This is a genomic window from Anaerorudis cellulosivorans, from assembly GCF_025943985.1.
In the GTDB taxonomy this organism is placed as follows: domain Bacteria; phylum Bacteroidota; class Bacteroidia; order Bacteroidales; family Dysgonomonadaceae; genus Anaerorudis; species Anaerorudis cellulosivorans.
In genome coordinates this window covers 37156-53296 of the sequence record NZ_JAPCWE010000019.1, presented here as the reverse complement: position 1 = coordinate 53296, position 16141 = coordinate 37156, and the positions used below count along the sequence as shown (strand labels likewise).

The window sequence follows — 16141 nt, the reverse complement described above, 5'->3', positions numbered from 1 at the left end:
TCACGCGTATTCCCGATGATTCGGTAATTGTACCCGATGAGGTAAAAACCTCGGTACCCGGTTCCGGACGGTATCGTTTTGTAGCCACCCGAGATGAAAACGGCCGTTATGCCATGGTTTATGTTCCAGTTGGGAGGCCGTTTACGGTAAGGATGGATGTTGTTTCGGGTAAAAAAGTAACCGCATGGTGGTATAATCCACGGAATGGTAAGGCTCATAAAATCGGGAATTTTTCGAATGAGGGAACCCGTACATTTGTTCCGCCGCAACCGGGAGAAAATTCAGACTGGATACTGGTACTCGACGATTCGGCGGCAGGTTTTAAAGCTCCGGGGAAATAGTTTATTCGAGAAAAAGCCATTAATTTATATCGGGAAGGGAGTGATTCAAAAAATATTTTGAGCAAGTTGAATCGAAAAAGAGTAAGTAGTTTTTTTACTTCGTGCCGATATATGATCGGTTTAAAAGAATCAATGGGATATTAATGTAATCAATAAAAACCAGTTAAAATGAAACGATTCTTTCTTTTTGGCCTGATTTTATTTTTTTATTTGCAGGTAAATGCACAACAATACCAGCCTACTTGGGAATCTATCGACAGTAGGCCAGTGCCCCAATGGTTCGAAGATGCAAAGCTGGGTATTTTTATTCATTGGGGAGTTTATTCTGTTCCGGCTTGGGCGCCGGCTGATGCCGATATCGGGATTTATGCCAAGTATGCCGAATGGTATTGGTGGCGCATTAACGAAGATAGTCCGGCAGGCAAACTATTCCGCGATTACCATAATAAAAGGTATGGAGAGGATTTTCAATACCAGGATTTTGCTCCGATGTGGAAAACGCCGCATTTTGATCCTGTGCGTTGGGCCGATGTTATCAAAAAGGCAGGGGCCAAATACATAGTACTTACTTCGAAACATCACGAAGGCTTTACTCTTTGGCCTAGTGAGCAAAGTTGGAATTGGAACAGTATGGACATCGGTCCCCACCGTGATCTTTGCGGGGAACTGACTAATGCCATAAAAGAAGCAGGGCTTCATATGGGTTTTTACTATTCGCTTTATGAATGGTATAATCCGCTGTATCACGAGAATCTCGAAAAATATGTGGATGAACACATGATCCCACAGATGAAAGATTTGGTTTTGCGATATCAACCGGATATTTTCTGGACAGACGGTGAATGGGATTATCCCAGTGAAAAGTGGAAAAGTACCGAGTTCCTGGCCTGGTTGTATAACGAATCGCCGGTAAAGGATCGTGTGGCGGTGAATGATCGTTGGGGGAAAGAAACGCGAGGGGTGCACGGTGGCTATTTTACCACAGAATATAATTTGGTTCATGACCGGGAAGGTGGAAGTGAAATTAAACATCCCTGGGAAGAATGTCGGGGGATCGGGACTTCCTTCGGTTATAACCAGATAGAGGATTTGGACAATTATATGACATCGGATGCTCTGGTAGACTTACTCATAGAAAAAGTGGCTGGGGGTGGTAATCTGCTGCTCGATATCGGCCCTACTGTCGATGGGCTTATCCCGGTGATTCAGCAGGAACGTCTGTTCGATATTGGTAAATGGCTTGAGGTGAATGGCGATGCAATTTACGGGACCCGCAAATGGGAAGGCTCGGTAAATAATAATACCGAAAATGTATATTTCACTAAAAAAGGGAATCACTTGTATGTACTTTGTACTGAATTTCCGAAAGAACCGTTGGTCATAAAAGGAATAAAAACTGGTGGTAAGGTTTCTCTTCTTGGCTTCGAAGGCAAGGTGAAATCGAAAAAATCGGGGAATACCTTTATCATTACGCCACCGGTTTTGACACCGCAAACCAATCCCAGTAATTATGCGTGGGTTTTTAAGATTGAAAACGGAGCTCAATAAGAAGAATTAAATATTTAATCATTCAAAATGCCTGCGTTGACCAAAGGAAAGTTTTTTCTTACATGGATCATTTTGATTTTATGGAGTGGTAGCATTTTTTCACAAAATCCTATCGTACCTCCTGGCGTTTATATCGCTGATCCCACAGCGAGAGTTTGGAAGGACGGTAAAATATATGTTTATGGTTCGCGCGATGAAAGTCCCGCTTATTATTGTTCGTGGCGTTACGACATATTGGTTTCCGACGATATGAAAAAGTGGAAATTATATCCAGATCGTTTTTCTTCAAAAGGTGAACACGATGCCGTTCCTTATAGCGACGATTTGCTGTATGCTCCCGATTGCTGGTATAAAGAGGGTAAATATTATCTTTATTACTGTTTGGCCAATAATACCTTAACGGAAGGGGTCGCCATTTCTGATTCCCCAACAGGTCCGTTTATCGAGGGAACGAACATCGAGGTGGGGAAATACCACGAAATAGATCCTGCCGTTTTTGTGGATGATGACGGACAAGGTTATTATGTGTGGGGTCAATTTAATCTGAAAATGGCCAAATTAAAGCCCAATATGAAAGAAATCGACGTTTCCTCGGTGAAAGAAAATGTGCTTACCGAGAAAGAACATTTTTTTCATGAAGGAACCTTTCTTACCAAGCGAAAGGGGGTTTATTATTTGGTTTATGCTCATATGGGGCGCGCAGGAAGACCCACTTGCATAGGATATTCGACGAGTACTTCTCCTATGGGTCCCTATAAATACGGAGGTGTAATAATAGATAACGATCATTGTGATCCCGGCAATTGGAATAATCATGGCTCCCTGGTCGAATATAAAGGGAAATGGTATGTCTTTTATCATCGGTCCACTCATGGTTGTAAAAGCATGCGCAAAGCTTGTATTGAGCCCGTTTATTTTAATGAAGACGGCAGTATAAACGAAGTAGAAATGACTTCACAAGGTGCAGGCGGGCCTTTAAACCCGTTAGATGAAATTGAAGCGGAACAGGCATGCCTTTTATATGGTAATGTGCGCATCCAAACATTTTCGCCAATTGAAGAAGAGCTGGGCAAGATTTGGAATGGGGATTGTGTAGGATATAAATATCTCGATTTTCGAAAAGGAGTTAAACGAATAAAAATGCGGATTGCTTCAGGAGCAAATCCAGGTAAAATTGATATCGCCATCGATAATAGTTGGGGGCAATCCATAGGAACCATCGATGTTCCCGGTGGCTGCAATTTAAAAAATTGGCAGACGTTTACTTGCAGCGTATTACCTGTGGATGGGATCAGGGCACTATGGTTTCGTTTTAGTGGAGAGGGCGAGGACTTTTTTCGTATTGACCGCTTTCAATTCGAAAAATAATAAGGAAAAGAACTTGAAGTATCTTCCTTTTTAGAGATCTTATGAACACGTCGTTTTAAAAAGATATAAACATGCGAGAATTAGTAGAAGAGGTAAAAAGAATCAGTGGGAACATGGCTCGTTTGGGTTGGGCCGAATCGAATGGAGGGAATATTAGTGTGCGTTTAAAACCGGAGTTTTATCCTTATTTTGATGATTGTCAACCCAAAAGCGAGTGGCTGAATTTATCTCTTTCCCTGCCTGAAATTGGAGGGGAAAGATTTTTGGTTACAGGAACCGGTTGTCATTTGAGGAATATCGAGATATCCCCTCAAAAAAATCTTGGTGTGATAGAACTCGATAAAAAAGGGAAATCGTATCGTTTGCTTTGGGGATATGAGCCTCAAGGTGCGCCGACCTCCGAGCTTCCTTCCCACTTGATGTCTCATTGTCGGATGAAGATAAAATCGAACAATCAGATGTTTGCTTTTATTCATACTCATCCCACTCATATCATCGCTTTGAGCTATGCAGTAGCGAACCTGGATACTCGTACATTAACAAAATTATTGTGGCAAAGTCATGCCGAATGTATTGTAGCTTTCCCAGAGGGAGTGGAATTTTTACCCTGGATGATGGCAGGGAGTATGGATATAGCCAAAGCTACGGCGGATGCGATGGGGCGAAGAAATTTGGCAGTATGGCAATATCATGGTATTTGCAGTGGTGGCTGCGATCTCGACGAGGCATTTGGACGAATTGAGGTGGTGGAAAAAGCGGCTGAAATTTGTCTTTGTGTGCGGGCTGTCGGAGGCTTTCAACAAACGTTGAGCGACGAACAATTATTGGCAATAGCTCTTAATTTTAATTGTCCGGTGAATAAATCGTTATTGGATTAAATATCATTCTCATGAAAAAACTTATTACCCTTTCGTTGGTTTGCGTGATTTTCTCATTCTTTCTCGAGGCAAAGGAATACTTTGTAAGATTATCTGGGAATGACAACAATTTTGGTTCCTGCAAATTGCCTTTCCGAACTATTTTTAAAGCTTCTGAAATAGCCATGCCCGGCGATACTATCACTATTTGGGGAGGAGATTATCAACTGGAAAAGCAGTTTCGGCCAGTTCGTTCAGGAGAACCAGGAAAATGGATTGTTTATCGTGGTGCCCCCAACGAATCTGTTGTTTTCGATGGAGAACAGATAAAAAAAGTATTTCGAAACGGAGATTCGGTACAATTCAGTAGTTTAACGGAAGGAGTTTTTCAAATTGAGAAAGTGAATTATCTACGGTTTGAAAATATAGAGGTTCACAATTCCAATGCTGCCGGCTTTATTGTCCGTGGACCTGATTGCAAAAAAATAGAATTGATGGGGTGTAAATCTCATCATTCCCATAATTCCGGAATCGGATTGTGGTATTGTGATTCCGTGGTGGTAAGCGGATGCGAAATTACCGGTGCCAATGACAATAGCGACCTGTATTTTGTGCCCGGTCAAAGAAAAGGAGGAGAGGCTCCTCATGAGGCATTGTCCCTTTGTGGAGCCAGATATTTTGAAGTAGCCAATAATCATATCCACGATTGTTTTAAGGAAGGAATCGATTGCAAAGAAGTGAGTAGGCATGGGGTTATTCATCACAATCTTGTTCATGATATCCCTCGACAAGCTTATTATGTGGATGCCTGGTTCGGACTGCTGGAAGATATCGAATTTTATTCGAATACCGCTTATCATACCATGTGGGGTATCGCTATAAGCGTCGAGGGTAAGGATTCAGAACTTCGGAATGTGAGGTTCCATCACAATTTGATCCATCATATTACGGGGGCAGGGGTTCTTTTTGGAATGTGGGGCAATAATCTTTTGCGTTCCGATATTCACATTTACAATAATACCTTTTATTCTTGTGGATCGCCTCAGGTTTTTAGTGGTGGGGTGGGAAGTATCGACGTTCTTTCCCAAAATTTTAGGGAGGTATTCATCTATCGCAATATATGCGATAAAGGCTGGGATTATGAGATGGGGTTTACCTTTCCCCCTTCTGAAGTAAAATGGGCATTAAAAGAGCGAAATTTTATAGCGGAAGAGAATTTGTTTGAATGTGCGAAGAATCGGCCCAGCCGCGTGGGTCAGTTTGGCGTACATGTATATGAATACTTGCCGCCGAACAATCAAATAGGTGCGCCCCTTTATCGAAATGAATTGAAATTCGATTTTGTGCCCGAACAACTACCTGAAGTGAAGTTGTCAGGAAGAAAATGGAAATATGCACCTTCGCCTTGGTTTGGCGCTTTCGAACCTATTCAAATAAATAAACTGTCAAAGCGATGAAAAAATTAATGTGTCTGTTGTTTTTGGTTGCATTGATAGGTCATTCGAATACTGTTTACTCCCAAGAATTTCGATTAAACACAGGAGGTTATTTTGAAAATAAGGGAGTCAACGTGATGGCCTATGACGATATTTATCCCGAAGGTCATCAGGGAGGGATATCGCTCATTATGCACGGCAAACGTTTGGCAACCAATGGGGATATCCGTTTGGAGTCGACGCCGGGGCAGTGGCAACCTGTTCCTAAGCAAAGGGATCGGCAGGTAAACGAGGATAAAAACACCCTTACCGTACACCTTAGTTATCCGGATTCCTCCAGACACCTGACTGGTTTCAATCCTATGATTTATCCCGATATGGTGTTTAATTACACCGTTACCGTGAAAGGAGAAGGTCCGTCGGTGGTCATCACGGTCGATCTGGATCGTCCGATACCGGAGAAGTTTTTGGGGAAGGTGGGTTTCAATCTCGAACTTTTCCCCGGTGCTCTTTTCGGTAAACCCTGGATAATGGATGATAAAGCGGGAATATTTCCCAGGCAGCCCAATGGGCCGACGCGCAGCGAACCGTCCAATTTTCCCTATCGCGGAGATTTCAATCCGGGAGGGAAAGCTTCTGTGAGGCAGTTGGCAGGCGAAGGAGGATATAGTCCTATCATTGCGGATGATATTGTTTGCGAGCCTTATGCTGTGGGGAAACGTCTGGTTGTTTGTCCCGATGATCCTTACAGCAGATTCACGATCGAATCGAAAGGGAGTGAATTGAAGCTGTATGACGGACGCATGAACCACAACAACGGCTGGTTTGTGGTCAGGAGTGAGATTCCGGCCGGGAAAACCACGGCAGCCATTCGGTGGGTGATTACGCCGAATGTGGTCGAGGATTGGTTGTACGCTCCGGTAGTACAAATCTCGCAGGTGGGATATCATCCCGTACAACCCCAAGATAGCTGTTATTGAGTTGGATAAAAGGGATACGAAAAGATATACCCCGACCCTCTATCGTATTACGCCTGAAGGGGAAAAAGAGGTTTTCTCAAGTAAAGGATCGGAATGGGGAGAGTTTCTACGATATCATTATCTTAAGTTCGATTTTTCGCAAGTAAGGGAAGAAGGACTTTACCGCATTTGTTATGGAGAATCGTCTTCTTCTATTTTTCGCATAGCGAAGGAGGTATATGATCGCGGAGTTTGGCAGCCGGTACTGGAGTATTTTCTGCCCGTTCAGATGTGCCATATGCGGGTGAACGAAAAATACAGGGTGTGGCACGATTGCTGCCACAAGGATGATGCGCGTATGGCACCGGTCGATTTTAATCATATCGACGGTTATGTTCAAGGGCCTTCCACTTTAACGAAATATCATTCCGGCGATGTGGTTCCCGGCTTGAACATCGGTGGGTGGCACGATGCCGGGGATTTTGATCTTCGGGTAGAGTCGCAGGCAGGAGAAGCTTATATTTTATCGCTTGCCTGTGAGAATTTCAAGGTAAATTACGATGTAACCACTATCGATCAACATGAGCGGGTGACGGAAATCCATCAGCCGGACGGGAAGCCCGACTTGCTTCAGCAGGTTGAGCACGGCGTTCTTTCAGTCGTCGGGGCATATCGGTCATTGGGTCGGCTTTATCGAGGGATCATTTGCAATGATCTTCGGCAGTATGTCATGTTGGGTGATGCGGCTGCGATGACCGATAATGTCGTCGGTAATAAAGATGATCGTTGGGTATTTACGGAAAACAACCCATCCCGTGAGCTTGGCACTGCGGCCGAGTTGGCTGCGGCATCGCGCGTGCTAAAAGGTTTCAACGATACGTTGAGCGTGCAGGCACTGGCCTGTGCGAGGGAGTTGTATGAAGAAACGGAAGTAAATCCACGTTCCCGTTCTGCCAAGATACAGGCAGCCACGGAATTGTATTTAACGACGGGGGAAGAAAAATACAGCAACCATCTTCTTTCCGAAAAAGATTTTATCCTTCATCATATAGAAGATGTGGGTTGGTTTATTGGAAGAGCTGAAAAGAAGATGAACCGGCCTGATTTTTCTCAAGCCATACGGAAGGCAATGGAAGGATTGGGAGCTAAAATAAAGGAACAATCTTCCAAGACCCCTTACGGGGTTCCTTATCGTCCCTATATTTGGGGAGCAGGATGGGATATTCAGTCGTTCGGATTCCGTCATTATTTTCTTCATGCTTCTTATCCCGATATTTTTGGTCCGGAGTACATATACGATGCCCTGAATTTTGTATTGGGTTGCCATCCGGGAGAGAATACCTCCTCTTTTGCTTCCGGTGTGGGAACACGTTCGGCAACAGTGGCTTATGGATTTAATCGTGCTGATTGGTCGTATATTCCCGGAGGTGTTGTTTCCGGAACGGCTTTGATTCGTCCCGATTTTCCCGAACTACTCGAGTTTCCTTTTTTGTGGCAACAAGTAGAATATGTGATGGGTGGCGGATCTTCTCATTATATGTTTCTGGTTTTGGCAGCCCGTCAGTTGGCGGAAGAAAAATAGTGGACGATGAAAAAGATTTTACTTGCCTTCATGATGACAGCTGCTATTCAAGGGTTTTCTTCTATTGCGGCACAGCTCTCTTCCGACGAGAAAGTGTTTTCCTTGGTGCAAGAAACGACAAAGGATGTAAGGGAAAATATTCTTTCCTTTTGGGGAAAGAATGCGCCCGATCCCCGAGGGGGATTTTACGGAACCCTTTTAAATGATGGCACTCCACTTCTCGATGCCCCCAAAGGTAGCGTTTTGAATGCCCGCATTCTTTGGACATTTTCCAAGGCTTATGAGTTATTCAGAAATGAGAATGATAGGCAAATGGCCAATCGAGCTCAGGATTATTTCATGAAATATTTCATTGATCCCGAATACGGCGGCACCTATTGGATCCTCCGGTCGGATGGTACAGTGAAAATGATGGATAAGCAGACTTACGGCATTGCTTTTGGAATTTATGCTTTAGCTCAGCATTATCGTGCAACCGGCAACGAGGAAAGCTTGCGTCAGGCAATTGCCCTTTATCATACCCTGGAGGAACATGCTTACGATCCGGTCAACGGTGGTTACGTCGAATCGTTTACGCGCGATTGGCAGCCCCCGATGCGCTATGGTTATGATGGTAAGGGTATTGCCCCAAAAACCATGAACACCCATTTGCATGTGCTTGAAGCTTATACGCTGCTTTATCGGGCTTGGCCCGATGCCGGTTTGAAGGAACAACTGAGGAATTTGGTCGATATTTTTCTCGATAAGATAATCGACCGACAACGATGGCATCAGCGGCTTTTTCTGACCATGGATTGGAAAAATCTGGAAGAGATCGACTCTTACGGGCACGATATGGAACTTTCGTGGCTGATATATGAAGCAGCTATGGTCTTAAAAGATACCTTTCTGATCGAAGAGATCAAATCGGTAGCCATTCATTTGGTTGATAAGCAGATGAAAGAAGGATGGATGCCTGAAGGTTATCTGCTTTACGAGAGAGCAGAGGGAGAAATCAGAGGTGGAATCGAATGGTGGCCACAGGCAGAATCGGTGGTTGCTTTCTTTAATGCTTGGCAAATAACTTGTGAGCCAATATATCTGAATGCTTGTATTAAAACATGGAATTGGATAAAGGCTCATCTGATCGATTACGAATATGGAGAATGGTTCGGCGGCCTTTTACCTGACGGCACTCCCGACAGGAGACGACCGAAAGCCGATCTATGGAAATGCCCTTACCACAACAGCCGTATGGGTTTCGAATTGTTTGAAAGGATACAATATAAAGGGAAAGTACAGTATGCTCAGTTCCTGCATGATGCTTCTGAAATAAAAATTATGGAACTGCCTTAGCGAAGTCGAAGTGGCGACATTCAAAACGGGGAGAACGATTTGGTTTTGCATCTTCCTGTCGGTAAACCGAATGTGAAAATTCCCGTTATTGAAGTTTTTTTAAAGTAAAATGTTATCTTTAGAGGTTAGAACTTGACACTTAAAAAATAATATATTATGAATGCAAATATCAATGAAAATCAGAAGCATTTTTCACGAAGAAGATTTATCTCTATGTGTGCGGCCTGCGGAGCCTGTATGGCAGTTTCGCCGCTTGCTTTCGGAAGGAGCTCTTTTTCCTCTCTGGAAAAGAAAAAAATGAAGATAAGGATCATTTATTCCTTGCATTCTCTGGTTCAATCGCAGCCCGATTGGCCGAATATGGGGTTTAATTTCCAACCGGTAATGGAAAATATAGATAATACTCTCAAGCAGAAATTTCCCTTCTTTGAATTTATTTCAACTATGGCGACAGGACCGGAAGACGCAGAAAAGATTCTTGCGGAAGATAAGGATAAAGGGATAGGAGGGTATATCGTATATCAGATGAACTGCTGGAATAGGGTAGTTCAAACCATCTCAGGATCCGAAAAGCCGGTGCTGTATGTTGATTTCAAGTACGGAGGCAGTGGTGGATTTTTGACGTATACGGCGGCGTTTTTACGGAATAATCAGCCTAATGTTGGCTTTGTTTCTTCTTCGCGAATGGAAGATTTGTTAGCAGCAGTTTCATGCTTTGAGTCGGTGGCTAACGGAGGGACGGCCAATGAATTTGCCAAAGCGGTAGCCAAAGAGCGTTTGCGATCGACTCCCGGGACAGGTGCCTTGTCATGGAAAGCTGACGGATTAAAAATACTATCGGCCGATGAATGCTTGCGTAGGATGAAGGAATCGAAAATATTGGCTATTCGTGATCAAAATGCGAGCGTTGCAGAGCTGGTTATGGGGATTCCGCTGGAATACCTCACGTTTGCAGAAGTTAATCGGGCATGGGAAAATGCGGATAAGGATGAGGCGAAAGCTGTGGCAGAGAAATGGCAAAAGAATGCCAGAAAGATGATCGATGTATCGGTTGAAGAGCTTCAAAATTCCGCGTCATTTTACCTCGGAATGAAATCTGTCATGAAAAAGCATCATGCCAATGCCATTACCATCAACTGTCTGGGAGGATTTTATGGCAATCATATTCACGCCTATCCGTGCATGGGATTTCACGAGTTAAACAACGAAGGGTTGGTTGGAGCCTGTGAATGTGATATTCCATCGACGGCAACCATGCTTGCCTTTACCATCCTGACACAAGGACGTCCGGGATACATTTCCGATCCCGTTATCGACACCTCGAAACGTCAAATCATCTATGCTCATTGTGTTGCACCCAATAAGATGTTTGGAACAGGAGGTGCGACCAATCCCTATGATATCATGACTCATTCCGAGGACAGACAGGGAGCATGCGTGAGGTCGCTTTTGCCGACAGGGTATCTGACGACCACCTTGAAAATCGACAATGGACGGAAGGAAATCATTTTTCATCAGGCAAAAACTGTCGATAATGATCCAGATGACAGGGCATGCCGCACTAAATTGTGTGCCGAACCTGTGGGGGATATCGAAAAGCTTTTTAGGGAATGGGATAGATGGGGATGGCATCGGGTTACTTTCTATGGTGATTTAAAGGTACCCGTCTATGAGATGGCGGATGCAATGGGTTGGAAAGTAATTGAAGAAGCTTGAGTCTCGTAGTTTTCCCATGTGTACCTGTTGTAGATATGATGTTAAAATTTTAGCCACAAAAGAAAAAATTGTTGTGGATGAATAAAAAATTGAATAATGGAAAGGGAAGGGAAGGGAGGGGAGGAATAACACATGAAAAGAGGATTTGTGTTCCGATATCTGAGAGTATTTTTTGTTTTTTCCTTTTTAGCGTTTTTGATTCAAGGATGTCAAAAAAAGGAATCTCATAGACACAAGGCCGATGTTATTATTTACGGAGGTACTTCTGCAGCCGTAATTGCAGCGGTAGAGGCAACACATTCGGGGAAGTCAGTGATCATGGTTTCTCCCGATATTCATTTGGGTGGTCTTTCCTCAGGAGGTTTAGGATGGACAGATACGGGGAGGAAAGAGACTATCGGCGGACTGGCGCGTAATTTTTATCATCGCATCTATGAGCATTATCAGAAAGATGCTGCATGGAAATGGATGAAAAAGGAAGAGTTTGGAAACAGAGGACAAGGTGCACCTGCCATAGACGGCCAGGAGCGTACGATGTGGATTTTTGAGCCGCATGTGGCTGAAAGTGTTTTTGAAGAATTGATCACTGAAAACAATATTACGGTTTTTAGAGATGAATTTCTTGACCGCGAAAACGGAGTAAGGAAGTTGGAAGGAAAAATTGTTTCCATTACAACGCTTTCAGGGAAAACATTCGAAGGAAAAATGTTCATCGATGCCACTTATGAAGGTGATTTGATGGCAACTTCAGGAGTAAGCTATCATGTGGGTCGCGAAGGGAATGATGTTTACGGTGAAACGTGGAACGGGATTCAGACCGGTGTTTACCACCACCGTCACCACTTTAATGTGCTGGATGAACCTATCGATCCTTATCGGATTCCCGATGACCCGGCCAGTGGGTTGTTGCCCCGCATCAGCCCTGATCCGCCGGGGAAAAAAGGAGAAGGGGATCACCGTGTGCAGGCATACTGTTTCAGGGTGTGCATGACGGATCATCCAGAAAATCGCCGGCCTTTTCCCAAACCTGAAGGATACGATTCTATTCAGTACGAGTTGTTGGTACGAATTTTTGATTCAGGATGGCGGGAATGGTTCGATAAATTCGATGCCATCCCGAATCGCAAGACGGACACCAATAATCACGGTCCGTTCAGCAGCGACAATATCGGCATGAATTACGAATATCCCGAAGCCGATTATGAGCGACGGAAAGCGATCATTAAAGAACACGAGATTTATCAGAAAGGTCTCTATTGGTTTGTAGCTAACGATTCGCGAGTGCCGCAAGAAATCAGGAACCGCATGCAGCAATGGGGATTAGCGAAAGATGAGTTTACGGATAATGGCAACTGGCCGCATCAGCTATATGTTCGTGAGGCCAGACGGATGATAGGAGAATTTGTAATGACGGAAAACGAGTTAATGAAACGTACACCCACGCCAGAGTCGGTAGGAATGGGATCATACACGATCGATTCGCACAATGTGCAGCGTTATGTCGATGAGGAAGGGCATGTACAGAACGAAGGCGATATAGGTGTGGAATTGCCGGAACCCTATGAAATAGCTTACGGATCATTGGTCCCCAAAAAAGAGGAATGCAGCAATCTGCTTGTACCGGTGTGTGTTTCGGCCAGCCACATTGCTTACGGCTCCATACGGATGGAACCGGTTTTTATGATATTGGGACAATCGGCAGCAGCTGCGGCTTGTTTGTCGATAGACGAAAAAACAGCCGTTCAGGATGTGTCATATGAAAAGTTAAGAGAACTACTGATAGAAAAAGGGCAAGTGTTAACAATAAATGATTTGATGGGTAAAAAGTGAGCAACGATGCTTTTATTTCCCGCCGAAAGTGAATACGACGGGGATGGCAGCAGGAGATTTGATGGGTGTTTTGCCAACCATCACTTTCGGCCATAGTTTAACAACAACTTTTGTTTCGTCGGGGGAGATGCCTAAAAACGAATTCAATACATTGGCCACACGTTGTTGGGAATATCGATTCATCAGACTTTTCAGATCTACACTGATGTTCAACGGTAAAACAGTGGTTTGTTGGGGCTCTATGCGGATGGGAATGTCCATTTTTCCCGTTATGAATTCCAAATCGTTGATTTCGATAGTATAGTCAAGTGCATTAAGGAAGGCGGCGGCCTCGTTGGGGTTTTTTACGTTCATTTTTAGTGCCATGTTGAACGGAATGGTCTGCAGATTTCCTCCTCCCGCCAAAATGGTGGCAATGGAAGCCATATTGGCTAACGACATGCCTGAACCGTTTCCCAAGTTTATTCCGGCCAACTGGATGTTATCGACAGAATGGTAAGTAAATTCGCATTGCGAAAGATTGTAGGCTCCGGTTATCTGGTTCCAAATATTGCATCCCGAGAAAAATAATATGGCTCCTAAAGCCGACAAAAATACGATTGTTTTTTTCATTTCTTTTCGTTTGTTTTTGTAGTTCCGTGTTGTTGAATTCATTTAATAATAACCATTGTGGCCCCGTATCCGTATTTCTGGAACGACGCATCCTGTACATAACATTTTCTATATTTGGCCTTCAGTTCTTTTAAGATGGCACTTTTCAATATACCCTCTCCTTTGCCATGGATGAACACTATTCGTTGATTTTTGCGGTGAAGGTTTTCCTGCATAACCTCGTTGAATTTCTGCAATTGATAGTCCAGTATTTCGGCATTAGACATTCCGGCCGTCGAATCGAGCAATTGATCGATATGTAGATCTACTTCAATGATGTCTTCTTTTTCCTCTTTTGCGGTTTTTTTCGCGCGGAGGGGTTCTCTGTCGGTATGTTCTTTTTCTTTCAAGAAGTGTTCAACTTCTTCAGTTGAAATAGTCATCGGGCGTTCGGGTAAATCGTTTCGGGTGATGTAATACACAAGGGCATCTTCGTCGAAGTAATCGTTTTCGCGAAAGGCATGTAATTTGTAGAATTTCACCGGATCTATACGTAATTCTACCGAACAGGGATTTTTTAATTCAAAAGGTTTGTTCGCTTTAAAAGCGATAAATTGCACACATACCCTTTCCATTTCGTTGAGTTGCGACTTATCGAATTCTTCCAGAAAAATTTTTGTATTCGGTTCGATCACTCCGTTATATCGAGTTTTCCAGGCGGCATCATTTTCGCGACAGAGGTAAGTGAAAAACAAATAGTAATTGCTGTCATTAACAAAATAACATTCATAGGTGGTTGTCGATAGATTTTTTTTATCGATTGGCAGATAGGCAAGACAAGTGGTAATTTTTTCTCCTTCAGGAGTTTCTTCCCCTTCTTTATGGCCTTCTATTCTGATTTCTGAGATAGGAGCAATGCCGGTTTTTTCATTTTCAACTTCATTGGGAATTTCCCCGGTTTCGAGTTTTTCCTCCTTGGCAGATTCGATAACCACACATTCAGAAATTAATACAGGAATATCAAAACCGTGTTCATCTTCCACAATCGCCACTTGTTTATTCAAAAATCCTTTTACTTTTCCGCCTCCTACAGCGTTCAAAAAACGAATAGTATCCCCAACTTGCAGTTTAGTCATTGTTTATTTCGATTATGATTACCTTTTAATTCAGATGAAAAAAACGAAAAAAGGTTTGATTTGTCCCCTTTTTATTTTTTGTCGTAATTGCAAAGATGACTAATTTTGCCGAATAAATGCGACAATTATTTGAAAAATTTCCAACATGAGTAAGCTAAAAAATGAAAAAGATCGAGATAGAACAACTCCAAATTACTGATTTCGATTATATTCTTCCTGATGAAAAAATAGCTAAATATCCGCTCGAAAAAAGGGATAGCTCTAAACTTCTTCTTTATGCCGGCGGTAACATTTCTTCCTCGGTTTTTTCGTTGTTGCCTGAATATATTCCTTCGAACAGCCTCATGATTTTCAACAATACGCGGGTGATTCATGCTCGTTTGCTTTTTCGCAAAGATACGGGAGCCCAAATCGAAGTATTTTGTTTATCGCCGGCTGAGCCTTCAGATTATGCATTGAATTTTCAGCAGCGAGGAAACTGTTCTTGGCATTGCATGATTGGCAATGCCAAACGATGGAAAGATGGTGCGTTGCAGCTGAAGATTGTTCATGAGAAAGGGATAATTACATTGAGTGCCCAAAAAAAAGAGGTGAACGAAAACGACGTGACGGTCGAGTTTTCGTGGGATGATCCTTCCATTACTTTTTCTGAACTGCTCGAAATAGCAGGCAAATTACCCATCCCCCCTTATTTAAATCGGCCGGCAGAAACGAACGACAATGAGACATATCAGACAGTGTATTCGCGTATCGAAGGGTCGGTGGCCGCTCCTACAGCGGGACTCCATTTTACCAATGAGGTGATGGATGCCTTACATCGGAAAGGAATACAGACCGATGAGGTTACGCTGCATGTGGGTGCCGGAACTTTCAAACCGGTGAAAAGTCAAATCATACGCAGCCACGAAATGCATACCGAATGTATTTCGGTTTCACGCAAAACAATTGCCGATTTGTATGAAAACGTAAACCCGTTGATTGTGGTAGGCACCACTTCCATGCGTACGATGGAAAGTTTATATTATATGGGCAGAAAACTACAATTCAATCCTGATTTGAAGCCACATGAATTAGCCGTTTTGCAATGGGAGCCGTATGAAGAGGAAAACGAAAGGGTGTCTCCCAAGCAGGCGCTTGAAAATTTGTTGGATTATCTTGACCGTCAACAGGCAGATCATTTAATTTCATCAACGCAGATTATTATTGCTCCGGGTTACAAGTTTCATTTTGTTGATGGGTTAATTACCAATTTTCATCAACCACAGAGCACACTTTTGCTGTTGATTGCAGCTTTCGTGGGTAATGATTGGAGAAATATTTACGAGTATGCTTTAACCCACGATTTTCGTTTTTTGAGTTATGGCGATAGTTCGTTATTGTTTTCTCCGGATTTCAATCTAAAAAACGGTTAAGAACAAAGGAATTGGCCGATTTTTTCGTAT

At 43.2% G+C, this 16141-nt stretch carries 13 protein-coding genes; 11 read left to right on the top strand and 2 right to left on the bottom strand.

All coding sequences use genetic code 11. The features are described from left to right. From OLM34_RS10220 to OLM34_RS10175, 10 genes are all read left to right on the top strand, one after another. A partial coding sequence (locus OLM34_RS10220) for a putative collagen-binding domain-containing protein (protein ID WP_320051511.1) occupies positions 1-341 on the top strand: 341 nt, incomplete at its 5' end. A 168-nt stretch (positions 342-509) separates the two neighbouring features. After that, complete coding sequence (locus tag OLM34_RS10215) at positions 510-1889, top strand: alpha-L-fucosidase (protein WP_264407092.1); 1380 nt, start codon at positions 510-512, stop codon at positions 1887-1889. Between the two features lie 27 nt (positions 1890-1916). After that, positions 1917-3257, top strand: a complete 1341-nt coding sequence (locus OLM34_RS10210; protein WP_264407091.1) for a family 43 glycosylhydrolase — start codon at positions 1917-1919, stop codon at positions 3255-3257. A gap of 71 nt (positions 3258-3328) precedes the next feature. Further along, on the top strand, positions 3329-4135 hold the full coding sequence (rhaD, locus tag OLM34_RS10205) for a rhamnulose-1-phosphate aldolase (RefSeq protein WP_264407090.1): 807 nt from the start codon (positions 3329-3331) through the stop codon (positions 4133-4135). Positions 4136-4146: 11 nt separating this feature from the next. Then, complete coding sequence (locus tag OLM34_RS10200) at positions 4147-5571, top strand: right-handed parallel beta-helix repeat-containing protein (RefSeq protein ID WP_264407088.1); 1425 nt, start codon at positions 4147-4149, stop codon at positions 5569-5571. Beyond that, positions 5568-6530 carry a hypothetical protein gene (locus OLM34_RS10195; RefSeq protein WP_264407086.1) on the top strand — a complete coding sequence of 321 codons (963 nt, stop codon included), beginning with the start codon at positions 5568-5570 and terminating at the stop codon, positions 6528-6530. Before OLM34_RS10200 ends, OLM34_RS10195 begins: the two co-directional genes overlap by 4 nt. 1 nt (position 6531) lies before the next feature. Next, a complete protein-coding gene (locus OLM34_RS10190) occupies positions 6532-8091 on the top strand; it encodes a glycoside hydrolase family 9 protein (RefSeq protein WP_264407084.1) in 1560 nt (519 codons plus the stop codon). A gap of 6 nt (positions 8092-8097) precedes the next feature. Beyond that, positions 8098-9426, top strand: coding sequence for an AGE family epimerase/isomerase (locus OLM34_RS10185; protein WP_264407082.1), 1329 nt, complete (start codon positions 8098-8100; stop codon positions 9424-9426). Positions 9427-9582: 156 nt separating this feature from the next. Beyond that, the gene (locus OLM34_RS10180; RefSeq protein ID WP_264407080.1) at positions 9583-11142 is read left to right on the top strand and encodes a hypothetical protein; all 1560 of its coding nucleotides are present in this window, start codon (positions 9583-9585) and stop codon (positions 11140-11142) included. Between the two features lie 132 nt (positions 11143-11274). Next, entirely contained in the window at positions 11275-12972 is a 1698-nt protein-coding gene (locus tag OLM34_RS10175) for an FAD-dependent oxidoreductase (RefSeq protein ID WP_264407078.1), read from the top strand. A 12-nt stretch (positions 12973-12984) separates the two neighbouring features. On the opposite strand, the gene OLM34_RS10170 is transcribed toward OLM34_RS10175, so the two are convergent. Both OLM34_RS10170 and OLM34_RS10165 read right to left on the bottom strand, forming a co-directional pair. Beyond that, positions 12985-13584, bottom strand: a complete 600-nt coding sequence (locus tag OLM34_RS10170) for an LEA/WHy family protein (protein ID WP_264407076.1) — start codon at positions 13582-13584, stop codon at positions 12985-12987. A 38-nt stretch (positions 13585-13622) separates the two neighbouring features. After that, positions 13623-14699, bottom strand: coding sequence for a DUF2027 domain-containing protein (locus OLM34_RS10165; RefSeq protein ID WP_264407075.1), 1077 nt, complete (start codon positions 14697-14699; stop codon positions 13623-13625). A gap of 161 nt (positions 14700-14860) precedes the next feature. Here OLM34_RS10165 and OLM34_RS10160 point away from each other — a divergent pair, with 161 nt between their 5' ends. Then, a complete protein-coding gene (locus tag OLM34_RS10160; RefSeq protein ID WP_264407074.1) occupies positions 14861-16111 on the top strand; it encodes an S-adenosylmethionine:tRNA ribosyltransferase-isomerase in 1251 nt (416 codons plus the stop codon). The last annotated feature ends 30 nt before the right edge of the window (positions 16112-16141 follow it).

Bases quoted from the DNA above. Each gene is read 5' to 3' on its own strand.
- OLM34_RS10195 (WP_264407086.1), top strand. From the start codon at position 5,568: ATGAAAAAATTAATGTGTCTGTTGTTTTTGGTTGCATTGATAGGTCAT.
- OLM34_RS10215 (WP_264407092.1), top strand. From the start codon at position 510: ATGAAACGATTCTTTCTTTTTGGCCTGATTTTATTTTTTTATTTGCAG.
- rhaD (WP_264407090.1), top strand. From the start codon at position 3,329: ATGCGAGAATTAGTAGAAGAGGTAAAAAGAATCAGTGGGAACATGGCT.
- OLM34_RS10165 (WP_264407075.1), bottom strand. From the start codon at position 14,699: ATGACTAAACTGCAAGTTGGGGATACTATTCGTTTTTTGAACGCTGTA.
- OLM34_RS10185 (WP_264407082.1), top strand. From the start codon at position 8,098: ATGAAAAAGATTTTACTTGCCTTCATGATGACAGCTGCTATTCAAGGG.
- OLM34_RS10180 (WP_264407080.1), top strand. From the start codon at position 9,583: ATGAATGCAAATATCAATGAAAATCAGAAGCATTTTTCACGAAGAAGA.
- OLM34_RS10210 (WP_264407091.1), top strand. From the start codon at position 1,917: ATGCCTGCGTTGACCAAAGGAAAGTTTTTTCTTACATGGATCATTTTG.
- OLM34_RS10200 (WP_264407088.1), top strand. From the start codon at position 4,147: ATGAAAAAACTTATTACCCTTTCGTTGGTTTGCGTGATTTTCTCATTC.
- OLM34_RS10175 (WP_264407078.1), top strand. From the start codon at position 11,275: ATGAAAAGAGGATTTGTGTTCCGATATCTGAGAGTATTTTTTGTTTTT.
- OLM34_RS10170 (WP_264407076.1), bottom strand. From the start codon at position 13,584: ATGAAAAAAACAATCGTATTTTTGTCGGCTTTAGGAGCCATATTATTT.
- OLM34_RS10160 (WP_264407074.1), top strand. From the start codon at position 14,861: ATGAAAAAGATCGAGATAGAACAACTCCAAATTACTGATTTCGATTAT.